The sequence below is a fragment of the Pseudarthrobacter sp. 902506025 genome (genome assembly GCF_040702325.1).
Taxonomy (GTDB): Bacteria; Actinomycetota; Actinomycetes; order Actinomycetales; family Micrococcaceae; genus Arthrobacter.
Genome location: NZ_JBFBKW010000012.1, coordinates 61,601 through 81,697 on the forward strand (window position 1 = coordinate 61,601; position 20,097 = coordinate 81,697).

At 66.6% G+C, this 20,097-nt stretch carries 16 protein-coding genes and 1 tRNA gene; 6 read left to right on the forward strand and 11 right to left on the reverse strand.

Annotated elements, in window-relative coordinates; all coding sequences use genetic code 11:
• Nucleotides 1-4: 4 nt before the first annotated feature.
• The 7 genes from AB0280_RS18620 to AB0280_RS18650 form a co-directional block, all read right to left on the reverse strand.
• The gene (locus AB0280_RS18620) at nt 5-1,354 is read right to left on the reverse strand and encodes an MFS transporter (protein WP_159632835.1); all 1,350 of its coding nucleotides are present in this window, start codon (nt 1,352-1,354) and stop codon (nt 5-7) included.
• 225 nt (nt 1,355-1,579) lie between these two features.
• Entirely contained in the window at nt 1,580-2,311 is a 732-nt protein-coding gene (locus AB0280_RS18625; RefSeq protein WP_159632836.1) for a FadR/GntR family transcriptional regulator, read from the reverse strand.
• A gap of 183 nt (nt 2,312-2,494) precedes the next feature.
• Nucleotides 2,495-3,397: a succinate--CoA ligase subunit alpha gene (sucD, locus tag AB0280_RS18630; protein WP_104996906.1), complete on the reverse strand. Its 903-nt coding sequence runs from the start codon at nt 3,395-3,397 to the stop codon at nt 2,495-2,497.
• 11 nt (nt 3,398-3,408) lie between these two features.
• On the reverse strand, nt 3,409-4,578 hold the full coding sequence (gene sucC / locus AB0280_RS18635) for an ADP-forming succinate--CoA ligase subunit beta (RefSeq protein WP_159632837.1): 1,170 nt from the start codon (nt 4,576-4,578) through the stop codon (nt 3,409-3,411).
• A 224-nt stretch (nt 4,579-4,802) separates the two neighbouring features.
• Complete coding sequence (locus AB0280_RS18640; protein WP_307492109.1) at nt 4,803-5,510, reverse strand: hypothetical protein; 708 nt, start codon at nt 5,508-5,510, stop codon at nt 4,803-4,805.
• A 21-nt stretch (nt 5,511-5,531) separates the two neighbouring features.
• Nucleotides 5,532-8,078 (reverse strand): DNA helicase PcrA, encoded by a 2,547-nt coding sequence (pcrA, locus tag AB0280_RS18645; RefSeq protein ID WP_370871817.1) that lies wholly within the window; start codon nt 8,076-8,078, stop codon nt 5,532-5,534.
• Nucleotides 8,079-8,161: 83 nt separating this feature from the next.
• Nucleotides 8,162-8,992, reverse strand: coding sequence for an inositol monophosphatase family protein (locus tag AB0280_RS18650; protein ID WP_224025082.1), 831 nt, complete (start codon nt 8,990-8,992; stop codon nt 8,162-8,164).
• 32 nt (nt 8,993-9,024) lie between these two features.
• On the opposite strand from AB0280_RS18650, the gene AB0280_RS18655 reads away from it, so the two are divergent.
• Entirely contained in the window at nt 9,025-9,651 is a 627-nt protein-coding gene (locus AB0280_RS18655; RefSeq protein ID WP_307492105.1) for a hypothetical protein, read from the forward strand.
• On the opposite strand, the gene AB0280_RS18660 is transcribed toward AB0280_RS18655, so the two are convergent.
• Nucleotides 9,648-10,421 carry a DUF998 domain-containing protein gene (locus tag AB0280_RS18660; protein ID WP_159632841.1) on the reverse strand — a complete coding sequence of 258 codons (774 nt, stop codon included), beginning with the start codon at nt 10,419-10,421 and terminating at the stop codon, nt 9,648-9,650. The genes AB0280_RS18655 and AB0280_RS18660 overlap by 4 nt on opposite strands.
• Nucleotides 10,422-10,506: 85 nt before the next feature.
• Between AB0280_RS18660 and AB0280_RS18665 the strand changes: the two genes are divergently transcribed.
• The 3 genes from AB0280_RS18665 (at nt 10,507) to AB0280_RS18675 (ending at nt 11,473) form a co-directional block, all read left to right on the forward strand.
• Nucleotides 10,507-10,579, forward strand: a tRNA-Arg gene (locus tag AB0280_RS18665).
• 1 nt (nt 10,580) lies between these two features.
• The gene (locus AB0280_RS18670) at nt 10,581-11,060 is read left to right on the forward strand and encodes a DUF6314 family protein (RefSeq protein WP_307492103.1); all 480 of its coding nucleotides are present in this window, start codon (nt 10,581-10,583) and stop codon (nt 11,058-11,060) included.
• Nucleotides 11,057-11,473 carry an NUDIX hydrolase gene (locus AB0280_RS18675; RefSeq protein WP_159632842.1) on the forward strand — a complete coding sequence of 139 codons (417 nt, stop codon included), beginning with the start codon at nt 11,057-11,059 and terminating at the stop codon, nt 11,471-11,473. Before AB0280_RS18670 ends, AB0280_RS18675 begins: the two co-directional genes overlap by 4 nt.
• Nucleotides 11,474-11,495: 22 nt before the next feature.
• On the opposite strand, the gene AB0280_RS18680 is transcribed toward AB0280_RS18675, so the two are convergent.
• Both AB0280_RS18680 and AB0280_RS18685 read right to left on the reverse strand, forming a co-directional pair.
• Nucleotides 11,496-13,409, reverse strand: a complete 1,914-nt coding sequence (locus AB0280_RS18680; protein WP_275181856.1) for an ABC transporter ATP-binding protein — start codon at nt 13,407-13,409, stop codon at nt 11,496-11,498.
• A 2-nt stretch (nt 13,410-13,411) separates the two neighbouring features.
• Nucleotides 13,412-15,073 carry an ABC-F family ATP-binding cassette domain-containing protein gene (locus AB0280_RS18685; protein ID WP_307492099.1) on the reverse strand — a complete coding sequence of 554 codons (1,662 nt, stop codon included), beginning with the start codon at nt 15,071-15,073 and terminating at the stop codon, nt 13,412-13,414.
• A 262-nt stretch (nt 15,074-15,335) separates the two neighbouring features.
• Here AB0280_RS18685 and AB0280_RS18690 point away from each other — a divergent pair, with 262 nt between their 5' ends.
• Nucleotides 15,336-16,067, forward strand: coding sequence for a hypothetical protein (locus AB0280_RS18690; protein WP_159632845.1), 732 nt, complete (start codon nt 15,336-15,338; stop codon nt 16,065-16,067).
• Entirely contained in the window at nt 16,064-16,801 is a 738-nt protein-coding gene (locus AB0280_RS18695) for a hypothetical protein (RefSeq protein ID WP_224025074.1), read from the forward strand. The genes AB0280_RS18690 and AB0280_RS18695 overlap by 4 nt, the downstream gene beginning before the upstream one ends.
• Before the next feature lie 221 nt (nt 16,802-17,022).
• On the opposite strand, the gene AB0280_RS18700 is transcribed toward AB0280_RS18695, so the two are convergent.
• A complete protein-coding gene (locus AB0280_RS18700; RefSeq protein ID WP_307492096.1) occupies nt 17,023-20,055 on the reverse strand; it encodes an alpha-mannosidase in 3,033 nt (1,010 codons plus the stop codon).
• Between the last annotated feature and the right edge of the window lie 42 nt (nt 20,056-20,097).

A 20,097-nucleotide genomic window follows, 5' to 3' on the forward strand; every position in this document is an offset into this window, starting at 1 on the left:
TTTCCTAATGGGTTTCGGCGGCAGGAGCGGTGGCTGCGGGGGCGGAGACACCTTCAGGCCGGTTGCGTGCATAGAGGTAAGTGGCGACGGCGGTCACCGCGAGGCAGGCAGCCAGGAAGACCAGGCCCGTCTGGCTGTTTCCGGTCGCGTCCTTGAGGATGCCGACGATGTAGGGGGCCACGAAGCCGCCCAGGTTGCCGAGCGAGTTGACCATGGCCAGCCCGGCTGCTGCCGCGGCGCCGGTGAGCGCGGCGGACGGCATGGCCAGGAAGGGCGCAATCGCGGAGTAGATGCCCATGGCTGCCAGGGTCAGGAAGACCATGGCGAGCAAGGCATTGACGGGGAGCAGGAAGCCGGCGCCCAGGAGGCCGACGGCGGCAAGCACCATGCTGACGCTGGCATGCCACACGCGGTTGCCTGTACGGTCGGACCGCTTGCTCCAGAAGTAGACGAACACCGCTGCGATGGCGTACGGGATGAAGACAATGAACCCCACCTGCGTTGAGTCAAACTTGCCCAGCGCCTTGACGATGGTGGGCAGCCAGAGTCCCAGGCCGTAAATGCCGCACACCAGGCCGAAGTACAGCGCCGAGTAGGCAATGGTGCGGGGGTCCTTCAGGCCGGCCAGGAAGTTGTGGTTTCCGGACTTTTGCTTGTGGGCCAGTTCAGCGGCCATGGTGGTGGAGAGCCATTCACGCTCTTCGGGCTTGAGCCACTTGGCGTGTTCAGGGCGGTCCGTCATGACGAACGGCGTGATGATGCCCAGGATGATGGCCGGGATGCCCTCGAGGATGTAGAGCCACTGCCAGCCGTGCAGGCCTGCGACGCCTTCCAGGTTCAGGAGCATGCCCGATACCGGTGCGCCCAGGGCATTCGAGATGGGCTGGGCGAGGATGAAGATGCCCAGCACCGTCACGCGCTGGGCCGCCGGGAACCACAGCGTCAGGTAGAAGAGGATCGCCGGGAAGAAGCCGGCCTCTGCCGCGCCGAGGAGGAAGCGGATGACGTAGAACGTGGTTTCACCGTTCACCAGGAACATGGCAGTTGCGAAGATTCCCCAAGTGATGAGGATCCTGGCGATCCATTTGCGGGCACCATACCGGTACATGCCGCCGTTGCTGGGGATCTCAAGCAAGGCGTAGCCAAGGAAGAAGATGCCGGCGCCCAGGCCGTACGCGGCTTCGGTCAGGCCGATGTCGCCCTGCATGCCGAGCTTGGCAAAGCCGACATTGTTCCGGTCGAGGTAGGCGATGAAGTACAGCAGGACGATCAGGGGCATCAGCCGGCGGCGCACCTTGCGGAGGGTGGTCTCGCCCAGCTGGCTGAGTGCGGGGGCAGTGGTGCGGGAGGTCATCGCAAGCCTCCAGGAGTGGTGTGGGGACCCTCAAAAGGGGAATGCGCGCGCATGAAGACTCCTTTGGCTGGCGGCATTTTGGGGTGTGATATCAGATGTCTGATGTCTGACTGAGATTCTAATCACAGGTGGTTGTGGGCGTCAACATAATCGCCGTGCACGCGGACAGGGAGGCAGGCCACCGGGTCCCGGGCCTGTCGGGCGGGGTTCCTGGCGGGCGAGCCTCTAGCGGCCGGTGGTTCCGCTGCGGCTGGACATGGCAAGGAACTGCTCGTAGTCCTCAAAGGTCTGGGTGATGTGGGCATCCATGGTGGACCGCGCCGTGGCGGGATCGCCCGCCGCGATGGCCGCCAGGACCATCTTGTGGTGGTGGATCGCGTGGCGCTGCACGTCCGGGAAGGCCGAGGTTTCCCGCCGCATGGCGTACAGCAGGGTGGAAAGCTGTCCCAGCAGGGCGGGTACGAACGGGTTGCCGGATGCACGCAGCACGGTGTCATGGAAGGCGATATCGGCCACGGTCAGTGCATCGACGTCTCCGGCCAGGTGCGCGGCTTCCATTTGCTCCACGCTGTCCTGCAGCGCAGCGAGGTCAACCGGCCGGTGGCGGGAGGCAGCGAGTTCGGCGGCCCCGGTCTCCACCATGCGGCGGACCTCCAGCAGGCGGAGCGCCACCTGGTCCGAGGCCACTCCCCTGGAAGCTGCACGCATGATGGCGTCCAGCCCGGTCCAGCGCTCGGGCGGGTTGACGAAAGTGCCCCGGCCGCGCTTTACGTAGACAACGTCCTGCGCTTTGAGCACCTTCATGGCTTCCCGGGCCGTCAGCCTGCTGACTCCCGATTCCTTGGCGATGTCGGCCTCCGGCGGCAGGGCGTCGTCGGCCTGTATTTCTCCGCTGATGATGTGCTCAAGGACCTTGTCCACGACGGCGTCGACCAGGGTGGGTCGCTTTTCTGCCATCGTCAATCCCCTGCCTGTGCGCCCGGGGCGCCCTGTTTTTCCTGTCCCAACATTACTCGACCGGGTTGGGCAGGCACCGCCCGCCGCCGTCGTCATCCGTTAAACAGCGAACGCGGGGCCACCCGCAGGTCCGTCCCATCACTGGAAACGGACCGGGGGTGGCCCCGCGTCGTGACGTGCTGCCTAGAGGGCGGCGTAGACCTCGCGGAGCAGCTTGGCGGTCTCGGACGGCGTCTTGCCGACCTTCACGCCGGCAGCCTCGAGGGCTTCCTTCTTGGCCTGGGCGGTACCGGCGGAGCCGGAGACGATGGCGCCTGCGTGCCCCATGGTCTTGCCTTCGGGGGCGGTGAAGCCGGCAACGTAGCCGACGACCGGCTTGGTGACGTTGGCCTTGATGAAGTCGGCTGCGCGCTCTTCGGCGTCGCCGCCGATCTCGCCGATCATGACGATGGCCTTGGTCTCGGGGTCAGCCTCGAACGCGGCCAGGGCGTCGATGTGCGTGGTGCCGATGATGGGGTCGCCGCCGATGCCGATGGCGGTGGAGAAGCCCAAGTCGCGCAGTTCGTACATCATCTGGTAGGTCAGCGTGCCGGACTTGGAAACCAGGCCGATGGGGCCCTTGCCGGTGATGTTGGCCGGGGTGATGCCAACCAGCGCTTCGCCGGGGGTGATGATGCCGGGGCAGTTCGGGCCGATGATGCGGGTGACCTGGTTGCCGTCGGCGTCCACCTTGGACTGGGCCAGGGCCCAGAATTCGGCGGAGTCCTGGACGGGAACGCCCTCGGTGATGACGACGACCAGGCCGATGCCGGCCTCGATGGCTTCGACGACGGCGTTCTTGGTGAATGCCGGCGGCACGAAGACGATGGAGACGTCGGCGCCGGTTTCAGCCATGGCTTCCTTGACGGTGCCGTAGACGTTGATTTCCTTCTCGCCGTGCAGGACCGTGGTGCCGGCCTTGCGGGCGTTGACGCCGCCAACGATGTTGGTGCCGGCCTTGAGCATCAGGGCGGTGTGCTTGGTGCCTTCGCCGCCGGTGATGCCCTGGACGATGACCTTGGAGTCTTTGTTCAGATAGATAGACATGGTGCGTCCCTTTACTTCGCTGCGTTGGCGAGCTCGGCGGCCTTGTCGGCGCCCTCGTCCATGGTGGCGGCCAGGGTAACCAGCGGGTGGTTGGCCTCGTTGAGGATGCGGCGGCCTTCCTCGACGTTGTTGCCGTCGAGGCGGACTACCAGCGGCTTGTTGGCGGTGTGGCCCAGTTCGGCCAGTGCGCCGACGATGCCCTTGGCGACCGCGTCGCATGCGGTGATGCCGCCGAAGACGTTGACGAACACGGACTTGACCTGCTCGTCACCCAGGATGACGTCCAGGCCGGCGGCCATGACCTCGGCCGAGGCGCCGCCGCCGATGTCCAGGAAGTTGGCGGGCTTGACGTTGCCGTGGTTTTCACCGGCGTAGGCGACGACGTCCAGGGTGGACATGACCAGGCCTGCACCGTTGCCGATGATGCCTACTTCGCCGTCGAGCTTGACGTAGTTGAGGTCCTGCGCCTTTGCCTTGGCCTCAAGCGGGTCTGCAGCGTCCTTGTCCTCGAGCTGCGCGTGCTTGGCGTGGCGGAAGTCGGCGTTCTCGTCCAGGGAGACCTTGCCGTCCAGTGCCACGATGTCGCCGGCGCCGGTCTTGACCAGCGGGTTGACCTCCACCAGGGTGGCGTCTTCCTTCTTGAAGACATCCCAGAGCTTGAGGATTACGGCGGCGACCTTGCCGCGCAGTTCCTCGGCGAAGCCTGCGGCTGCGACGATTTCGTCGGCCTTGGCCTGGTCGATGCCCACGGCGGGATCGATGGCGATCTTGGCCAGCGCTTCGGGACGTTCGACGGCGAGCTGCTCGATCTCCATGCCGCCTTCAACCGAGCACATGGCCAGGTAGTTGCGGTTGGCGCGGTCCAGCAGGACGGAGAAGTAGAACTCCTCGGCGATGTCCGCACCCTGGGCAATCATCACCTTTTTGACGGTGTGGCCCTTGATGTCCATGCCCAGGATGTTGGTGGCGTGCTCAAACGCCTCATCAGCGGACTTTGCGACCTTGACGCCGCCGGCCTTGCCACGGCCGCCTACCTTGACCTGTGCCTTGACAACGGTCACGCCGCCGATCTTCTCGGCAGCTGCCTTTGCTTCTTCTGGGGTGTACGCCACGATGCCGGCAAGCACGGGTACACCGTGCGCCTCGAACATATCGCGCGCCTGGTATTCAAACAGGTCCACGGTTTAGTGTCCTTCTACGTCGAAGTAGTTTCTGTACAGTCGGACACCATCTGTACGACGATGACCGGGCTGCGGATTGCACGCACCGGCGGCCTGTCTGGAAACGAGCCACGCGGCGTAATGCTCCATGGGGAACTCTAGTCCTTTGGAGGGACCGGGCCGTCCCAGACTACCCCTTATGTGAGTAAGCACACTATTCTATGCGGCGTAGAAAAACCGCGGAATTACGGGGTTTTTTGGCCCTCCTGCTGCGGCGGCTGGCCGCTTTTGGCCGGCCCCTGAATCAGCTCGTAACGTTTGGGCGAAACGAAGAATCCGACGCCGGCGGAGACGTTTCCGCATGCCACGCCGCCGTTGTATGCGGAGCAGCGCAGCCCGTTGCGTTCCAGGTTCTGCCCGTCCGCAAGCACGGGCAGCTGGGTCAGCGTTCCCGCCTTGCTCCCCTTGGGCCCGTAGGTTCCTTCCATGGATGTGACGCCGGAGCGGCATTCACCGTAGCGGGCGGTGTCCGGCGACAGGAGGGCCACACCGCCCAGGTATCCAAGATGGGTTCCGGCGCAGTCGTCCTTGATATCGCCTGGCTCGGGCGCCGGGTAGGAGGCGAGCTCGCAGTGGGCCACAGGGACGATGGGCAGCCTGTTGTTGGCGGCGTCGCTGTAGCGGTTCTGCTCGTAGGGCAAGTTGAGGTGTTCCCCGCGGGCGGACGTGAGCGAGCACGCGATGGTCCGGTCGGCGGTGATGAAAGAGAGGACATCTGCACCGCTGGAGAACGTCTTCGCATCGGCCAGTGGCGCCTTTTCCAGCTGTTCCATGGGTTGCAGCGGAGCCGGCGGAACGTAGGCCGGGTCTTTGGTGGTCACCGTGCAGCCCGTGGCGGTGATAAGGAAAAGGGCGGCGAGCATCCCCCATACAGTCCGTCGCATGGCCTCCATTATGCCCGTCCGCGGGCGTTCCTAGGCGTCGAGTTTGGTGAGCGGGGCGTAGCGCAGCAGCAGGCGCTTTTCACCGACGTCGAACTTCACCTTGGCCACGGTCTTGTCTCCTGCACCTTCGAGGGCCAGGACCGTTCCGTTGCCGAAACTGGTGTGGTTGACCTTGTCCCCCACGCTGACGGCGATGATTTCCTTCTGCGGCTGCACCCGGTTCTTGGCGATGAACGCCGGAACGTCGGCATTGAAGCCGGCGGAAGAATCTGCTGCGGCTCCGCGGGCGGTACCGGCGCCCCAGAACGATCCGCTGTACCGGCCCGAGCCGATTGAACCGCCGCCGGCCCACGACTGCCGGCTGGTTCCTTCCCGTTTCCATTCCAGGAGCTCGGCGGGGATTTCCTCGAGGAATTGGCTGGCCGGGTTGTACTGGCTCTGGCCCCACATGCTGCGTACCTCGGACCGGGTCACGTACAGCCGCTTCCGGGCACGGGTGAGGCCCACGTAGGCCAGCCGGCGTTCCTCAGCCAGTTCCTTGGGATCGGTGGCGGAGCGTTGGTGCGGGAAGAGCCCGTGCTCCATGCCGGTGAGGAACACCACCGGGAACTCCAGGCCCTTGGCGGTGTGCAGGGTCATCAGCGTCACTACGCCCAGCCGTTTGGCCTCGGCGACGGCGGCGTCAATGTCCGCGCCGGGGGCATCCGGGATCTGGTCGGCGTCTGCCACAAGGGACACCTGTTCCAGGAAGGCGCCCAGGCTGCCCTCGGGATTTTCCTGTTCGTACTCGCGCACCACGGCCACGAGCTCGGCCAGGTTCTCCACGCGGGACTCGTCCTGCGGATCGGTGCTGGACCGCAGCGCGGCAAGGTAGCCGGTTTGCTCGAGCACTGCTTCGAGTGCCGCGGCAGCCCCGGACCCGGCAGCCACCTCGGCGAGATCGTCCAGCATTTTCACGAAGCCCAGGACGGCGTTGACCGAACGGGTGGCCATGCCGGGCGCCTGGTCGGCGCGGCGGGCGGCCGCCATGAAGGAGGTGCGTTCGCGGCTGGCGAGGGCCGCCACGGCGCCTTCGGCTCGGTCGCCGATGCCGCGCTTGGGTTCGTTGAGCACCCGGCGGAGGTTGACGTCGTCGTCCGGGTTCACCAGGACGCGCAGGTAGGCCAGGGCGTCCTTGATTTCCTTGCGCTCGTAGAAGCGGGTGCCGCCCACCACCTTGTACGGCAGGCCCACGCGCACCAGCACGTCCTCGATGGAACGGGACTGGGCGTTGGTGCGGTAGAAGATGGCGACGTCGCCCGGGCGGAGGTTCTCCTCGTCCTGGAGCCGGTCGATCTCCTTCGCGATGAACTGCGCTTCGTCGTGTTCGTTTTCGCCGACGTAGCCAATGATTTTGTGGCCTTCGCCCTCGGCGGTCCACAGCCGCTTCTCCGGCCGGTTGGGGTTGCGGGAGATGACCGAGTTGGCGGCACTCAGGATGTTCTGGGTGGAACGGTAGTTCTGCTCCAGCTTGATGGTGCGGGCCTCGGGGTAGTCCTTTTCGAACTCCACGATGTTCCGGATGTCCGCACCGCGGAAGGCATAGATGGACTGGTCCGAGTCGCCAACAACGGTGAGCTCCGAGGCACCGGGGCCCTCCCCCACGATCTCCCGGACCAGGGCATACTGGGCGTGGTTGGTGTCCTGGTATTCGTCCACCAGGACGTGGCGGAACCGGCGGCGGTAGGACTCCGCCAGCGCCGGAAAGGCGCGGAACATGTAGACGGTCTCCGCGATGAGGTCGTCGAAGTCCATGGCGTTGGCCTGGCGGAGCCGCTGCGTGTAGCCCTTGTAGACGTCTGCCACCGCATGTTCGAAGGGGTCGTTGTAGTTGGCTGCCGAAGCAAAGGATTCGGCGTCGATCAGTTCGTTCTTCAACGCCGAAATCTTGTGCTGGATGGCTTTTGGCGCGAACTTCTTGGGGTCCAGGTCAAGGGTTTTTGAAACCTGGGTGACCAGGCGGAGGGAGTCGGCGGAGTCATAGATGGAGAAGTTGGATTTCAGGCCGACGTTGGCCGCTTCCTGCCGCAGGATCCGGACGCAGGACGAGTGGAACGTGGAGATCCACATGATTTTGGCGCGGCCACCCACCAGCGCCTCGATGCGCTCCCGCATTTCCGCGGCCGCCTTGTTGGTGAACGTGATGGCCAGGATTTCGCCGTGGTGGGCACGGCCGGTGGCGATGAGGTACGCGATCCGGTTACTGAGCACGCGCGTCTTGCCGGATCCGGCGCCGGCGACGATCAGCAGCGCCGATCCGCCGTGCTTGACCGCTTCCTCCTGCTGCGGGTTCAGTCCCTCCAGCAGCTGGGCGGCGCCGGGGCGGCGACTGCCTTGGTGACCGTCACCGTGGTGCCGGTTGCCGGCGTCGTGGTTGGACTGTTGCCAGCCCCCGGAGGTGTTGTGCCCGCCGGCGTTTGGCTCCGGCATTCCGCCCGGCCCTGCCGTGGTGGCAACGCCCTCAGGCTCCGTCCTTGTCCGAGCGGTGGAGGCGGGAGCGGCCTTGAACGGTCCGTCAGAGTACGGGTCAAACAACATATCCATGGTGCCTACAAGTCTAGGCGGTGGGACCGACAACGCCTTCCAGCCTGTGGATTACTCCCGCTGCGCGGGCAATTGCTTCAGGACACCGAGCCTGACTCGAGGGCCGCACGCAGCTCGCGGACCGCCGTCGTTCCTCCTGCGATGAACCACTCCAGCCCGTTGACCCGGACGGTGTCCACGGCGCCCCCGGCCGCAAGGACGATCGCCTTTCCCGGCAGCCAGTCCCATTCCGGGCAGCTGTGCTGGAACCAGCACCCCAGCTGCCCGTCGGCAACCCGGCCGAGGTCGCAGGAACCGGATCCCAGCATGCGGAGGGATGCGGCGGAGGTGGCTGCAGCGTGCCACGGCATGGCACACATCGGGTCCATCAACCAGGTGGGGTGGATGTAGGTGGCAGCGCCGAGTTCGGCGACGCTGGTGGTGTTGCGCCTGCCTTCGTCGACGGCAAACGAGGTCAGCGCTTCACCGTTCAAGGTGGCCTGCCGGTCATGCCCGCCCAGCCACAGCTTGTCCTCTTCAGGCTGGAAGACGGCGCCCAGCAGCACATCGCGGCGGTCCTTGAGGGCGATGGCTGAGCACCAGTACGTGGAACCGTGCAGGAAGTTGTAGGTGCCGTCCACGGGGTCGATTACCCACGTCCGGCCGCTGGTGCCCTGGACGGAAGCACCTTCCTCGCCCACGATCCCATCGTCCGGCCGGCAGCGCCGCAGTTGTTCCAGGACGTAGGCTTCAGCGGCGTGGTCGGCCGCGGTGACGACGTCGGACACAGAAGTCTTTTGTTCCGACTCAAGCCCGGCCATGCGCATCAGGAGCGCCAGCTGCCCGGCTTCCCGGACCAGGGCGGCTGCCAGGTCGTAGTCATCCAATGAGGGGTCAAGAACAGCTGCGCTGTGTCGGCCAGTGGTCATGGGTTCAGTTTATGGGGCGGGATAATGGTGCCATGGCCAAAACCCCTGCCCAGCGGATCAAGAAGCACGGCGCCAACGCGGCTGTGCCGCAGCACCACCTGCCGCCGGTGGTCAACCCCACCACGTCGCGCACGCCGGAAAAGGCGCAGGGAAACAGCAACCTGATCGTCATTGCCGGTGTGGTGGCCAGCCTGTTCCTGTTCTGGTACCTGCACCTGCTGACCCTGACCCAGCTCACGCAGCTGTCCCAGGACATGGCCATGCCGGATTCCCTGGTCGGCGGTTTTGACGCCGGCTACATCGGCAGGCTCCAGGGCGTTATGAACGGCGATGCCCTGGGCCAGCTGAGTTACGTCCACAAGACCGCCGGGACGCTCTTCCCACTGATTTTCGGCTTCACGTGGCTGCTGCTCATCGGCACCAACGTGGCGAAGAAGTCGTTGCGTTGGGCACTCTGGTCGCTGCCCATGCTCTTCGTGGTGGTCCGGCTGTGGGGCAACGTGGCCATTGACGCCATGATGGGCACGCCGGGTCCCGACGCCGGCCAGGTCGCCTTGGCGTCCACCCTCACCATTGCAGGCTGGGTGCTTTTGGTGCTGAGCCTTCTGGCCGGGGGCGCGGCGGTGTTCCTCAACAGCCGCAAAAGGAAAGAGCCCTAAACGCCAGTTGCCCTTGCGGCAGCGGCCGCAGCCCGCCGTTGCTTCCGGTGCCGGTGCACCCGCTGGGCAATGACCAGCCCCGCGGCGGCCATCCCCACCGTGACCGGGTAGCCCATCAGCCGCTCCAGCGTGCCGGGCTCGGGAACCATCATGCGGGTGAGTCCACCGGTGGCGGTGGCGGCCAGTGAGACGCCGCCGCACACCAGCAGGAACCACGCCATCCCGGTCTTCCGCAGCCACAGGATGCCCAGCACCAGCAATGCCAGCCCACCGGAGATGAAGTACGTGATGGCCCCGGCGTAGTGCCAGGGTGAGCCAGCGTCCTCCGGCACCAGCCCCACCACCATGGTCCCGGCCCCGGCTGCTCCGGTGAGCAGCCGGACGGCGGAGGCCGCAAGCCAGGGTTCCCGGCGCCGCCAGTCCACCCGTGTACCGGGCCGGGCGGCCACGCGCAGCAGCCCCGACGTCAGCAGCACCGCGCCCACCAGCAGCCCCAGGCCCTGGACCACGAAGGACGCATTCATCAGCCAGTTCAACGGCGAACAGACATCCCTGCCGGAATAGATTCCGCAGTGGAGCGCCCCCAGGTCGCTGATGTACCCGGTCCGCAGGTTGTACGGACGGGGCCCCGCCCACGCCATGGCCACGGCAGCCTCGGCCGCGAAGTACTGCAGCACGCTCAGTACTGCCCACGCCCCGATGTACTGCCGGGTGGACGCTACGTTCGGGGTGAAGGCAGTGGCGGGAGCGGCAGTGGGGGCTGGACTCATGCCTTGAGCGTAGTACGGCCCGGCACCTTGTATGCTTGTAACCGTGTCCGGACGGACCGGCCCCGCCGAGCCCCACCGGACACCCGCCCTCGTAGCTCAGTGGATAGAGCACGGCTCTCCTAAAGCCGGTGTCGTTGGTTCGATTCCAATCGAGGGCACTTGAATTCTCCTTCCCCGGAGCCAAGCCTCCGCGCCTACCTCCTGGGCGTCCACGAACCCCACATCGCCGGCCAGCCTGGCCGTTGGCGGCTTGAGCGGGACCTGCTGGACAGGTCGGACGGCACCCGCGGAACCTTTTCCGGCGTCCTGATTTTCACGCCAACGGACGACGGCGGCCTGGCCCTTCGCGAGGAAGGCACCATGCGCTGGCCTTCTTTTACCGGTCCCGCCTCGCGGGAATACGTCCTGAAACCCGTGCCGCAGCCCGATGCGCTGGACGTGTTCTTTCCCGACGGGAAGCCGTTCCACCGCATGAGCTTCACTCCTGACACCAGCCAGGACACCCACTGGTGCGACCCCGACACCTACCGCGTGTCCTACACCCGCCAGGGCCCGGACGCGTTCAGCTACAGCTGGGACGTCACCGGCCCCCGCAAGGATTTGCTGCTCGTCTCGCGCCTGGCAAGGATCACCGCATGAAGGACCGGATTGTGGTCTCCGCTGTCTGCGTGTTTGACGACGCCGGGCGCCTCCTGACCGTGCGGAAGCGCGGGACCGGCATGTTCATGCACCCCGGCGGCAAGCCGGAGCCGGGCGAAACCGCTGTACAGGCAGCCGCGAGGGAACTCGCCGAGGAGGTAGGGATCGTGGTCCGCCCCCAGGAGCTTGAACTGATGGGGGTGTGGATCGCCGACGCCGCGAATGAGGCCGCCACTGATATCGAAGCCACCGTCTTCATCGCCCCGGGCACATGGGAGGCCACTCCCGCGGCTGAGATCGCCGAGATCCGGTGGCTGGACATCAGCGGGCCGGCGGACGCGGCCCTCCCCCGGGACCTCGCGCCGCTGCTGACGGACCACATCCTGCCCCTGTTGGCCTCGCGGGCCCTCTAGGCAGCGGCCGGGCGTCCAGCCCTTAGAACTCGGGGACGGATTCCTGTGCCACTGCCGTGGCCTCGGCGAACTGCGTCTGGTAGAGCTCGGCGTAGCGGCCGCCGGCTGCCAGCAGTTCGGTGTGGGTGCCGCGTTCCACGATCTGGCCGCCCTCCACCACCAGGATGGCGTCCGCCGCGCGGACGGTGGAGAGCCGGTGCGCAATCACGACGGCGGTACGCCCCTCGAGTGCGGCGCCCAGGGCTGCCTGCACAGCGGCTTCGTTCGTGGAGTCGAGCGCGGCAGTGGCCTCATCGAGGATGACCACCCGCGGCTGGGCAATGAGGAGCCGGGCGATGGTGAGCCGTTGGCGTTCGCCGCCGGAAAGCCGGTAGCCGCGCTCCCCCACCACTGTCTCCAGGCCGTCCGGCAGGGACCTGATCATGGTCTCCAGCCGGGCCTGGCGCAGGACGTCCCACATGTCTTCGTCCGTGGCGTCGGGCCGGGCCAGCCGAAGGTTGGAGGCGATGGTTTCGTGGAACAGGTGGCCGTCCTGGGTGACCATGCCCAGGGTGTCCCGCAGCGAATCGAAGGTGGTGTCCCGGACGTCCAGCCCCGTCCCCGGCGCGGTGCCGCCAAGACGCACGGCGCCCGAGTCGACGTCGTACAGCCGCGACAGCAACTGGGCGATGGTGGACTTGCCGGCGCCGGAGGAGCCCACCAGGGCCACTGTCTGGCCTGGTTCCACCCGGAAGCTGACGCCGTGCAGCACTTCCTCGCCGCCCCGCGTGTCCAGGGTGGAGACCTCCTCCAACGAGGCCAGGGAGACCTTGTCCGCGGAGGGATAGGCGAAGCGGACGTTGTCGAACTCCACGGACACGGGCCCGGCAGGAACGGGCACGGCGTCCGGTTTCTGCTGGATCAGCGGTTTCAGGTCCAGGATCTCAAAGACCCGTTCAAAGCTGACCAGCGCGCTCATGACTTCAACGCGGGCGTTGGACAGTGCCGTGAGCGGAGCGTAGAGCCGAGTCAGGAGCAGCGCCAGGACCACCACATCGCCGGGCGCGAGCTGGCCGCCCAGGGCGAGCCAGCCGCCCAGTCCGTAGACCAGCGCGAGTGCGAGCGCGGAGACCAGGGTCAGGGCCGTGACGAACGTGAACTGCAGCATGGCCATGCGGACGCCGATGTCACGGACGCGGCCCGCGCGGGCAGCGAACTCGCGGGATTCCTCATCCGGGCGGCCGAAGAGTTTCACCAGTGTGGCGCCGGGCGCGGAGAACCGCTCCGTCATCTGGGTGCCCATGGCGGCGTTGTGCGCAGCGGCTTCGCGGCGCAGGTCCGCCAGTTTGGAGCCCATGCGCCGGGCCGGGATCAGGAAGATCGGCAGCAGGACCATGGCGAGCACGGTGACCAGCCAGGACTTGTTGAGCATCACGATCAGGGTCAGGGCCAGCGCCACGGAGTTGCTCACCACACCGGAAAGCGTGCCGGCAAAGGCCGACTGCGCTCCGATGACGTCGTTGTTGAGGCGGCTGACCAAGGCTCCCGTCCGGGTGCGGGTGAAGAAGGCAATGGGCATGCGCTGCACGTGGTCGAACACCCGGGTGCGCAGGTCCACGATGACGCCTTCGCCGATGGTCGAGGACAGCCAGCGGGTCAACAGCCCCACCCCCGCTTCGCCCACCGCCACGATGGCGATCAGCACGGCCAGCCAGATCACGGTACCGGCATCTGTCTTGGCGATGATGGCGTCAACCACCTGGCCGGCAAGCACCGGGGTGGCGACGGCAAGGAAGGCCGCTGCGATGGAGGAGAGTACGAAGGCGACGAGCTTGCCCTTGTGGGGAGCGGCGAAGGCCAGCACCCGCTTCAGGGTTTCCTTGGAGAACGGCTTGGAGCCGCTCTTGGCGGTGCTGATGTTGTAGAGCGAGCTCCACGCCACGCGGTCCATGCTCATGGTTATTTCTCCTGGCTTGCAGTGTGGTGGAGCTCCTGGACCGTGCCGTTTTCCAGGTGCCACCGGTAGTCGAGTCGGACGTTTTCGAGCAGCCGGCGGTCGTGGGTGACCAGCAGCAGCGCTCCGTCGTAGCTTTCAAGGGCCTCTTCCAGCTGCTCGATGGCCGGCAGGTCGAGGTGGTTGGTGGGTTCGTCAAGCACCAGCAGGTTCACGCCGCGCGCCTGGAGCAGGGCCAGGGCTGCCCGTGTCCGCTCCCCCGGCGACAGGGAATCCACGGTCCGCGACGTGTGGTCCGCCTTGAGGCCGAACTTGGCCAGGAGGGTACGGACGTCCGCGCTGTTCCAGTCGGCCAGCACGGCCTCGACGGCGTCGCCCAGTGGCTGGGCACCGTCCAGCAGTCCCCGGGCCTGGTCGATTTCGCCGACGGCGACGGTGGCACCCATGGAGGCGTCGCCGTCGTCCGGTGCCTGGGTTCCCAGCAGCAGGCGCAGCAGGGTGGACTTCCCCGCGCCGTTCGGGCCCGTGATCCCGATCCGCTCACCACCGTTGAGCTGGAGGTTCACCGGCCCCAGCGTGAAGTCCCCCTGTCGTGCCACGGCGTTGCGCAACGTGGCGACGACGGCGCTGGAGCGCGGTGCCTGGCCGATGCTGAACTGCAGCTGCCATTCCTTCCGGGGCTCCTCCACCACGTCCAACCGGGCGATGCGGGATTCCATCTGCCGGACCTTCTGGGCCTGCTTCTCGGAGGACTCGGTGCTGGCGGCGCGCCGGATCTTGTCGTTGTCCGGGTTCTTCTTCATGGCGTTCCGGACGCCCTGCGAACTCCACTCACGCTGGGTCCGTGCCCGGGACACCAGGTCTGCCTTGGTGGCGGCGAACTCGTCGTACTTCTCGCGGGCGTGCCGGCGGGCCACTGCGCGTTCCTCGAGGAAGGCGTCGTAGCCGCCGTCGTACACGGCCACGCTGTTCTGTGCCAGGTCCAGCTCCACCACCCTGGTCACGCAGCGGGCGAGGAATTCACGGTCATGGCTGACCAGCACCACCCCGCCGCGCAACCCTGTCACGAAGCTTTCGAGGGTGGCCAGGCCGGCGAGGTCGAGGTCGTTGGTGGGCTCGTCCAGCAGCACCACATCGAAGCGGCTCAGCAGCAGGGCAGCCAGTGCCACCCGTGCCGTCTGGCCGCCGGAAAGCCCGGTCATCAGCGCGTCCGGGCCGGCGTCCAGCCCCAGCTCCGCAAGCACGGCAGGGATGCGGTCATCCAGGTCTGCGGCGCCGGAGGCCATCCAGCGGTCAAAGGCCCGGGCATACGCATCATCTGCGCCGGGAGCACCCGAACCAAGGCCCTCCGCGCTGGATTCCATCTCAAGGGAGGCTTCTGCGCAGCCGGTCCGGCGGCCGATGTAGGCTGCCACCGTTTCACCTGGAACACGTTCGTGTTCCTGGGGCAGCCAGCCGACGAAGGCATCGGCCGGGGCAAGGCTGACGGAGCCCTCATGGGGCTGGTCGACGCCGGCAAGGAGGCGCAGCAGCGTGGATTTCCCCGCCCCGTTGGCACCCACGACGCCCACCACGTCCCCGGGCGCCACTGTCAGCGAGAGCCCGGAAAAAAGCGTGCGGTGCCCATGGCCACCGGAGACGTCCTTGGCAACAAGGGTTGCAGTCATTGATTCGTCCTTTCGCCGCTGCCCGGACAGCCGTCGACGGCCGGCAGAGGCGGCATAATTGCGGCCGCGGCGCCGCTGGGGCTGCAGGACATAGAAGAACCCGCTGGTCCGGACTTGGGGGGTGTACGGACCAGCGGGCTCGACCAACAACTATAGAGGAAAGTGGCCCTGGGGCAAAATCCGCGGCATGGCGGGCACGAGCCGGCAGGGCAGGCGGGCACGGTAAAATCGTCGTCACCACCCGTTCTGCAGAGAGCACCCCATGACCCTTTCCGCCAAGGCGTTCCAGCGCTGGCTGCAGGGCATCGCACCCGATGCCAGCACTGCCGACGTCTGCCGGGTCTCGGGGATCAAACGGACCACGTTGGCCCAGCAACTGGTCCGTGGCAAGGTCTCGGTGAGTACGGTGGTCAGCATCAGCCGCGCCTACAAAATCAACCCGGTGGCAGCGCTGGCCGGGTTCGATGCCTACAGCGCCCTCGCCGGTCCGCCCCGCCCGCCCACCAGGAACGAGCTGGTGAGCCAGATCTCCAGCGCAGACCTCCTCCGGGCCCTCCTGGCCCGTCCGGCCATGGACGCCGCGCGGGGGGCGGCCGCTCCCGCCCTCAGCGCTGCCCCGCACGCCACCTCCGTGAAGAACTGGGTTGACGCCATTGACGACGGCGAGGTGCGGCACCGTGTTTCGGCCGCCACCGGCGTGGCCCCACAGAATTATTCCGCCCAGCTGACCGCCAACCGCTTGTCCCCCGAGCTTGCCATGGCCACGGCGTTGGCTGCAGGGGTGGGACCAGCCGGCGGGTTGGTGGCCACCGGCCTCATCACGGAGGAGGAGGCCGGCTGGCCCCCGGGAGCCCGGCAGGCGGCGCTGGACAGCCTTTCTGACGGAGAACTAACCGCGCTTGCAGGAGACAGACTCCAGGCACTGGGCAAAGTATTGCGCCGGCAGGAGCAGGACCAGGCGCAGACAGAGAAGATTTGGGAGAACCTGGGATGATCGAGACCCTTCAATGGACCACGCTGGCCGTCTGCGCATTCGTTGCGGCGGCACGCATTCCCAGCACCCTCCGCGGTGAGAACCGCTCCCTCTTCGGCATCTTTGCCATGATGACCCTGGCCATCCTGTTGAGCATCCAGGGCCCGTACCTGGTGATCGACCAGGCGCTGGGGGGTTTCAACCTGGCCAATCTGCTGCTCCGTTTCGTGATCTTCGGTGCCATCTTCTTCATGGGCATCCGCATCTCCAAGGGGTTTGATGCAAAGGACGCATACCGGTTCATCACCGGGCGGACAGGAATGGCAGTCCTCGCAGTCATATCCGCGGTCGCTGTGACACTGTTCTTCCTGATGGACACCAGTGGTTCCTCCGCAGGTCTTACGGGCGTGGTGGGCACCGATCCCTGGAACTCCGCGCTGCTCGAATATTACGGGGCTGCGGGCAGGGCGTACCCCGCCTATGTTGCGTTGGCCCTGCTTCCAGCCATGGTCCGCGCCGTGTCGAGTCGCCTGCCCGGTTTAGTCCGGGCTGCCGCCGCCCTGCTGGGCCTTGGCGCCGTGGCGACGGGGCTGAGCTTGTCGTTCCCCCTGATCCCGCCGGCCCTCGGCCAAATTGAGTTCATCATCAACTACACCGCGGTGCTGTGCTTCGTCGTTGGACTGGCGCTGATCTGGGCGGCCAAGGTGGTCAACGCGCGTACGGTCCGCAGCCGCAGGACATCTACCGAAACGTAACCTTCGCGGGCTTTCACAAAATCATTAGTGTGTGACACAATCATGAATGTGTGAAGGCGGGGCTGCCAAGCGTTTTCGAACGGGGATAAATTCCAAAACGCGGGAGTCCCGGAGGCCTTTGCACACATTGGGGGGATGAGTGGTGGCGGATCGTTGGGGACCGCCCCCACTCAGCCTGTTTAAGGCCCTTTTCGGCAGCCCGCGGCCTGCACGCCGCGCATCTACGCCCGGGCAAACCTCAGTGTCACCAGCTGGAACGGCCGGAGCCTGAGTACGGCACCCGCGCCGGTGGGCTGGACTCCAGCAGCTTCGGTGGTGCGCTCCAGGAGGTCCGTAGGCACAACGTCCCGCACCGGGAAGTTCGCCGTAATGTTTCCTTGGGAGCGCTGCCCCAGCGACTCATACAGCCGGACCACCACGTCCCCGGATCCGTCCTGCGCCAGTTTCACCGCTTCGATGACCAGGGCAGGATTGCTGACGGAGAACAGCGGCTCCACGCCGGCGCCTCCGCTGACCAGCCGGGGCGCCAGGTTTGTCCGGTACCCTTCCTCGACGGCATCGGCAATGTCAGCACCCGGGCGGATGGTCACGGTCAACTCGTGCCGCCCCCGGTCTGCGTCCGGGTCGGGGAACTTGGGCGCCCGCAGCAGGGACAGGCGCACCGTGGTGGTGGTTCCGCCGTCGGATTCCCTGATGTTCCTACCCACGTCATGGCCATAGGTGGAGGAGTTGGACACGGCCACGCCGTAGCCGTGTTCACCCACGTGGATCCAGCGGTGGGCGCAGATTTCGAACTTCGCGGCCTCCCACGAGGTGTTGGTGTGGGTGGGCCGGAAAACGTGGCCGAACTGCGTTTCGGCAGCCGACCTGTCAGCCCGGACGTCGAGGGCAAAGCCGAGCTTCAGCAGCTTTTCGCGCTCCTGCCAGTCCACTGACGTGGTGATCTCCAGTGACGGGCTGCCGGGGGCAAGCGTGATGCGCTGGGTCAGCGGGGAGGCGCCGGCCACCCGTTCCACCACAACGACGGCGCTGCCGCCTTCGGTGGCAAGCCGGACCGATTCTGCGTGGACCAGCTGCGTAACGTTGCGCCGGTAGAACTCGTCGATATCCCAGGCATCCCACTCATTGGGGGTATCCCGGTGAAGCTCCAGCAGATTGCCGTGCTGGCCCGGAGCGATTGCCTCACGGCCGCTGGCGTGGTCGCACAGGGAGGAGAGCAGTCCGTCGGCATCCACCACGGCGCGGATGATCCCGTTGTCCAGGATGTAGCCACCTTCATGCGGTGTGGCCTGCACCGGCTCCCGGTCCACCGCCGCTTCAGCCGCCGCCAGCGCGGGAACTCCATCCCGGGCATGCGGTGCGGCGTTCAGCAGGAACCGGCGATCGCCCGGGCCCAGCATGGCGGCGGCAGCACGGCCGATCAGCGACTCGAGGGCGGCTTCGATGGCCTGGTAGTTCCGCTCGGCATCCTGGTGCACCCAGGCAATGGAGCTGCCGGGAAGAATGTCATGGAACTGCTGCAGCAGGACCAGCTGCCACAGGCGCTTGAGCTCGGCGCCGGGATACTCGTAGGCACCGGCCGCGCGGACGGCAGCCGTGGCACACCACAATTCGGCTTCACGCAGCAGGTGCTCGCTGCGCCGGTTGCCCTTCTTGGTGCGTGCCTGGCTCGTGTAGGTGCCGCGGTGCAGCTCCAGGTACATCTCGCCCACCCAGACCGGCAAGGCTGGATAGTCTTCCTCGGCCTGCCGGAAGAAACTTTCCGCGGAGCCGATCCTGACCTTTGGCGATCCTTCCAGGTCCGCCGTGCGTGCAGCGGCGGCAAGCATTTCGCGGGTGGGGCCGCCGCCGCCGTCGCCATACCCGAACGGCACCAGCGACACGGTGCCGCGGCCGTGGTCCCGGTAGTTGCGCTCGGCGTGGGCCAGGTCCCTGCCGCTGAGGTCGGAGTTGTAGGTGTCCACCGGGGGGAAGTGGGTGAAGAGCCGGGTGCCGTCGATCCCCTCCCAGTTGAACGTGTGGTGGGGCATCCTGTTGGTCTGGTTCCAGGAGATCTTCTGCGTGAGGAACCAGCGGCTGCCCGCAGCCTTCACGATCTGGGGCAGGGCCGCGCTGTAGCCGAACGAGTCCGGGAGCCACGCCTCCCTGCATTCAATGCCGAATTCGTCCAGGAAGAAACCCTTGCCCTCCACGAACTGCCGGGCCATAGCTTCGCCGCCGGGCATGTTGGTGTCCGATTCGACCCACATGCCGCCGACCGGGACGAACTGCCCGGCGCGGACTTTTTCCCTGATCCGGCCGAACAGGTCCGGGTACAGCTCCTTGATCCAGGCCAGCTGCTGCGCGGAGGAGCAGGAGAAGACAAAGCCGGGGTCCTCGTCCATCAGGGCCACCACGTTGGAGAACGTCCGGGCGCATTTGCGGATGGTTTCCCGGACCGGCCAGAGCCAGGCGGAGTCGATGTGCGCATGCCCGGTGGCAACCAGTTGGTGCGCGGAGGCATAGGCGGGCCTGGTCAGGACGTCGGTAAGCGCCCGCCGCCCTGCCGCCGCGGTCCCGGCAACATCGTCAGGGTCCATCACGTCCATCATGTGTTCGAGCGCCCGGAGGATCTCGTGGCGGCGCGGGAGCTCCAGCGGAAGCTGCTCCATGAGGCCGGCAAGGGTCCAGATGTCCTGCTGGAGTTCCCACACGGTCTGGTTCAGTTCGGCGATGGCGATGTTTCCCAGCCGGTACTGCGGGGCTTCCCCAGCGGTCGCCCTGTCCCCCAACGGGGTGGCGGCAAACGTCCAGCCCTGGGCCATGTCCGGGTTCGCGGCCGCCTCAACGTAGAAGTCCACGGCCATGCCGCTGCCCAGCAGCTTGAGCGGGATGTACTGGTTGCGGGGTGATATTGCCTTGATGATGCTGCCATCGGAGCGCCAGGCGATGCCCTCGCACTGGAACCCCGGGGCCTCGGTGGTGAACCCCAGGTCCACCACCACCTCCACCGTGGTGTCCGGGCCGCCGCCCCAGGATTCGGGCACTTCCCCCTGCAGCCGCAGCCAGGTAGTACCCCACGGCCTACCCCAGGGGGCACCGTGCTCCTGCGGCTGGAACTCCTGCCTCATCGCCTCGAGCGCGGTGACCGGCTCACCGGGCACTTCCCAACTGCTCAGGGCAAGCGGGACTGTCCTGCTGTAAACGGCAGGGACAATGCGCTCCCGCACAAACCTGGCCAGGCGGACTTCCGTGATCCTGCGGTCGTCATGCAATATAGGTCCTCTTTAAGCTGGAGACTGGATCATCGAGTCCAT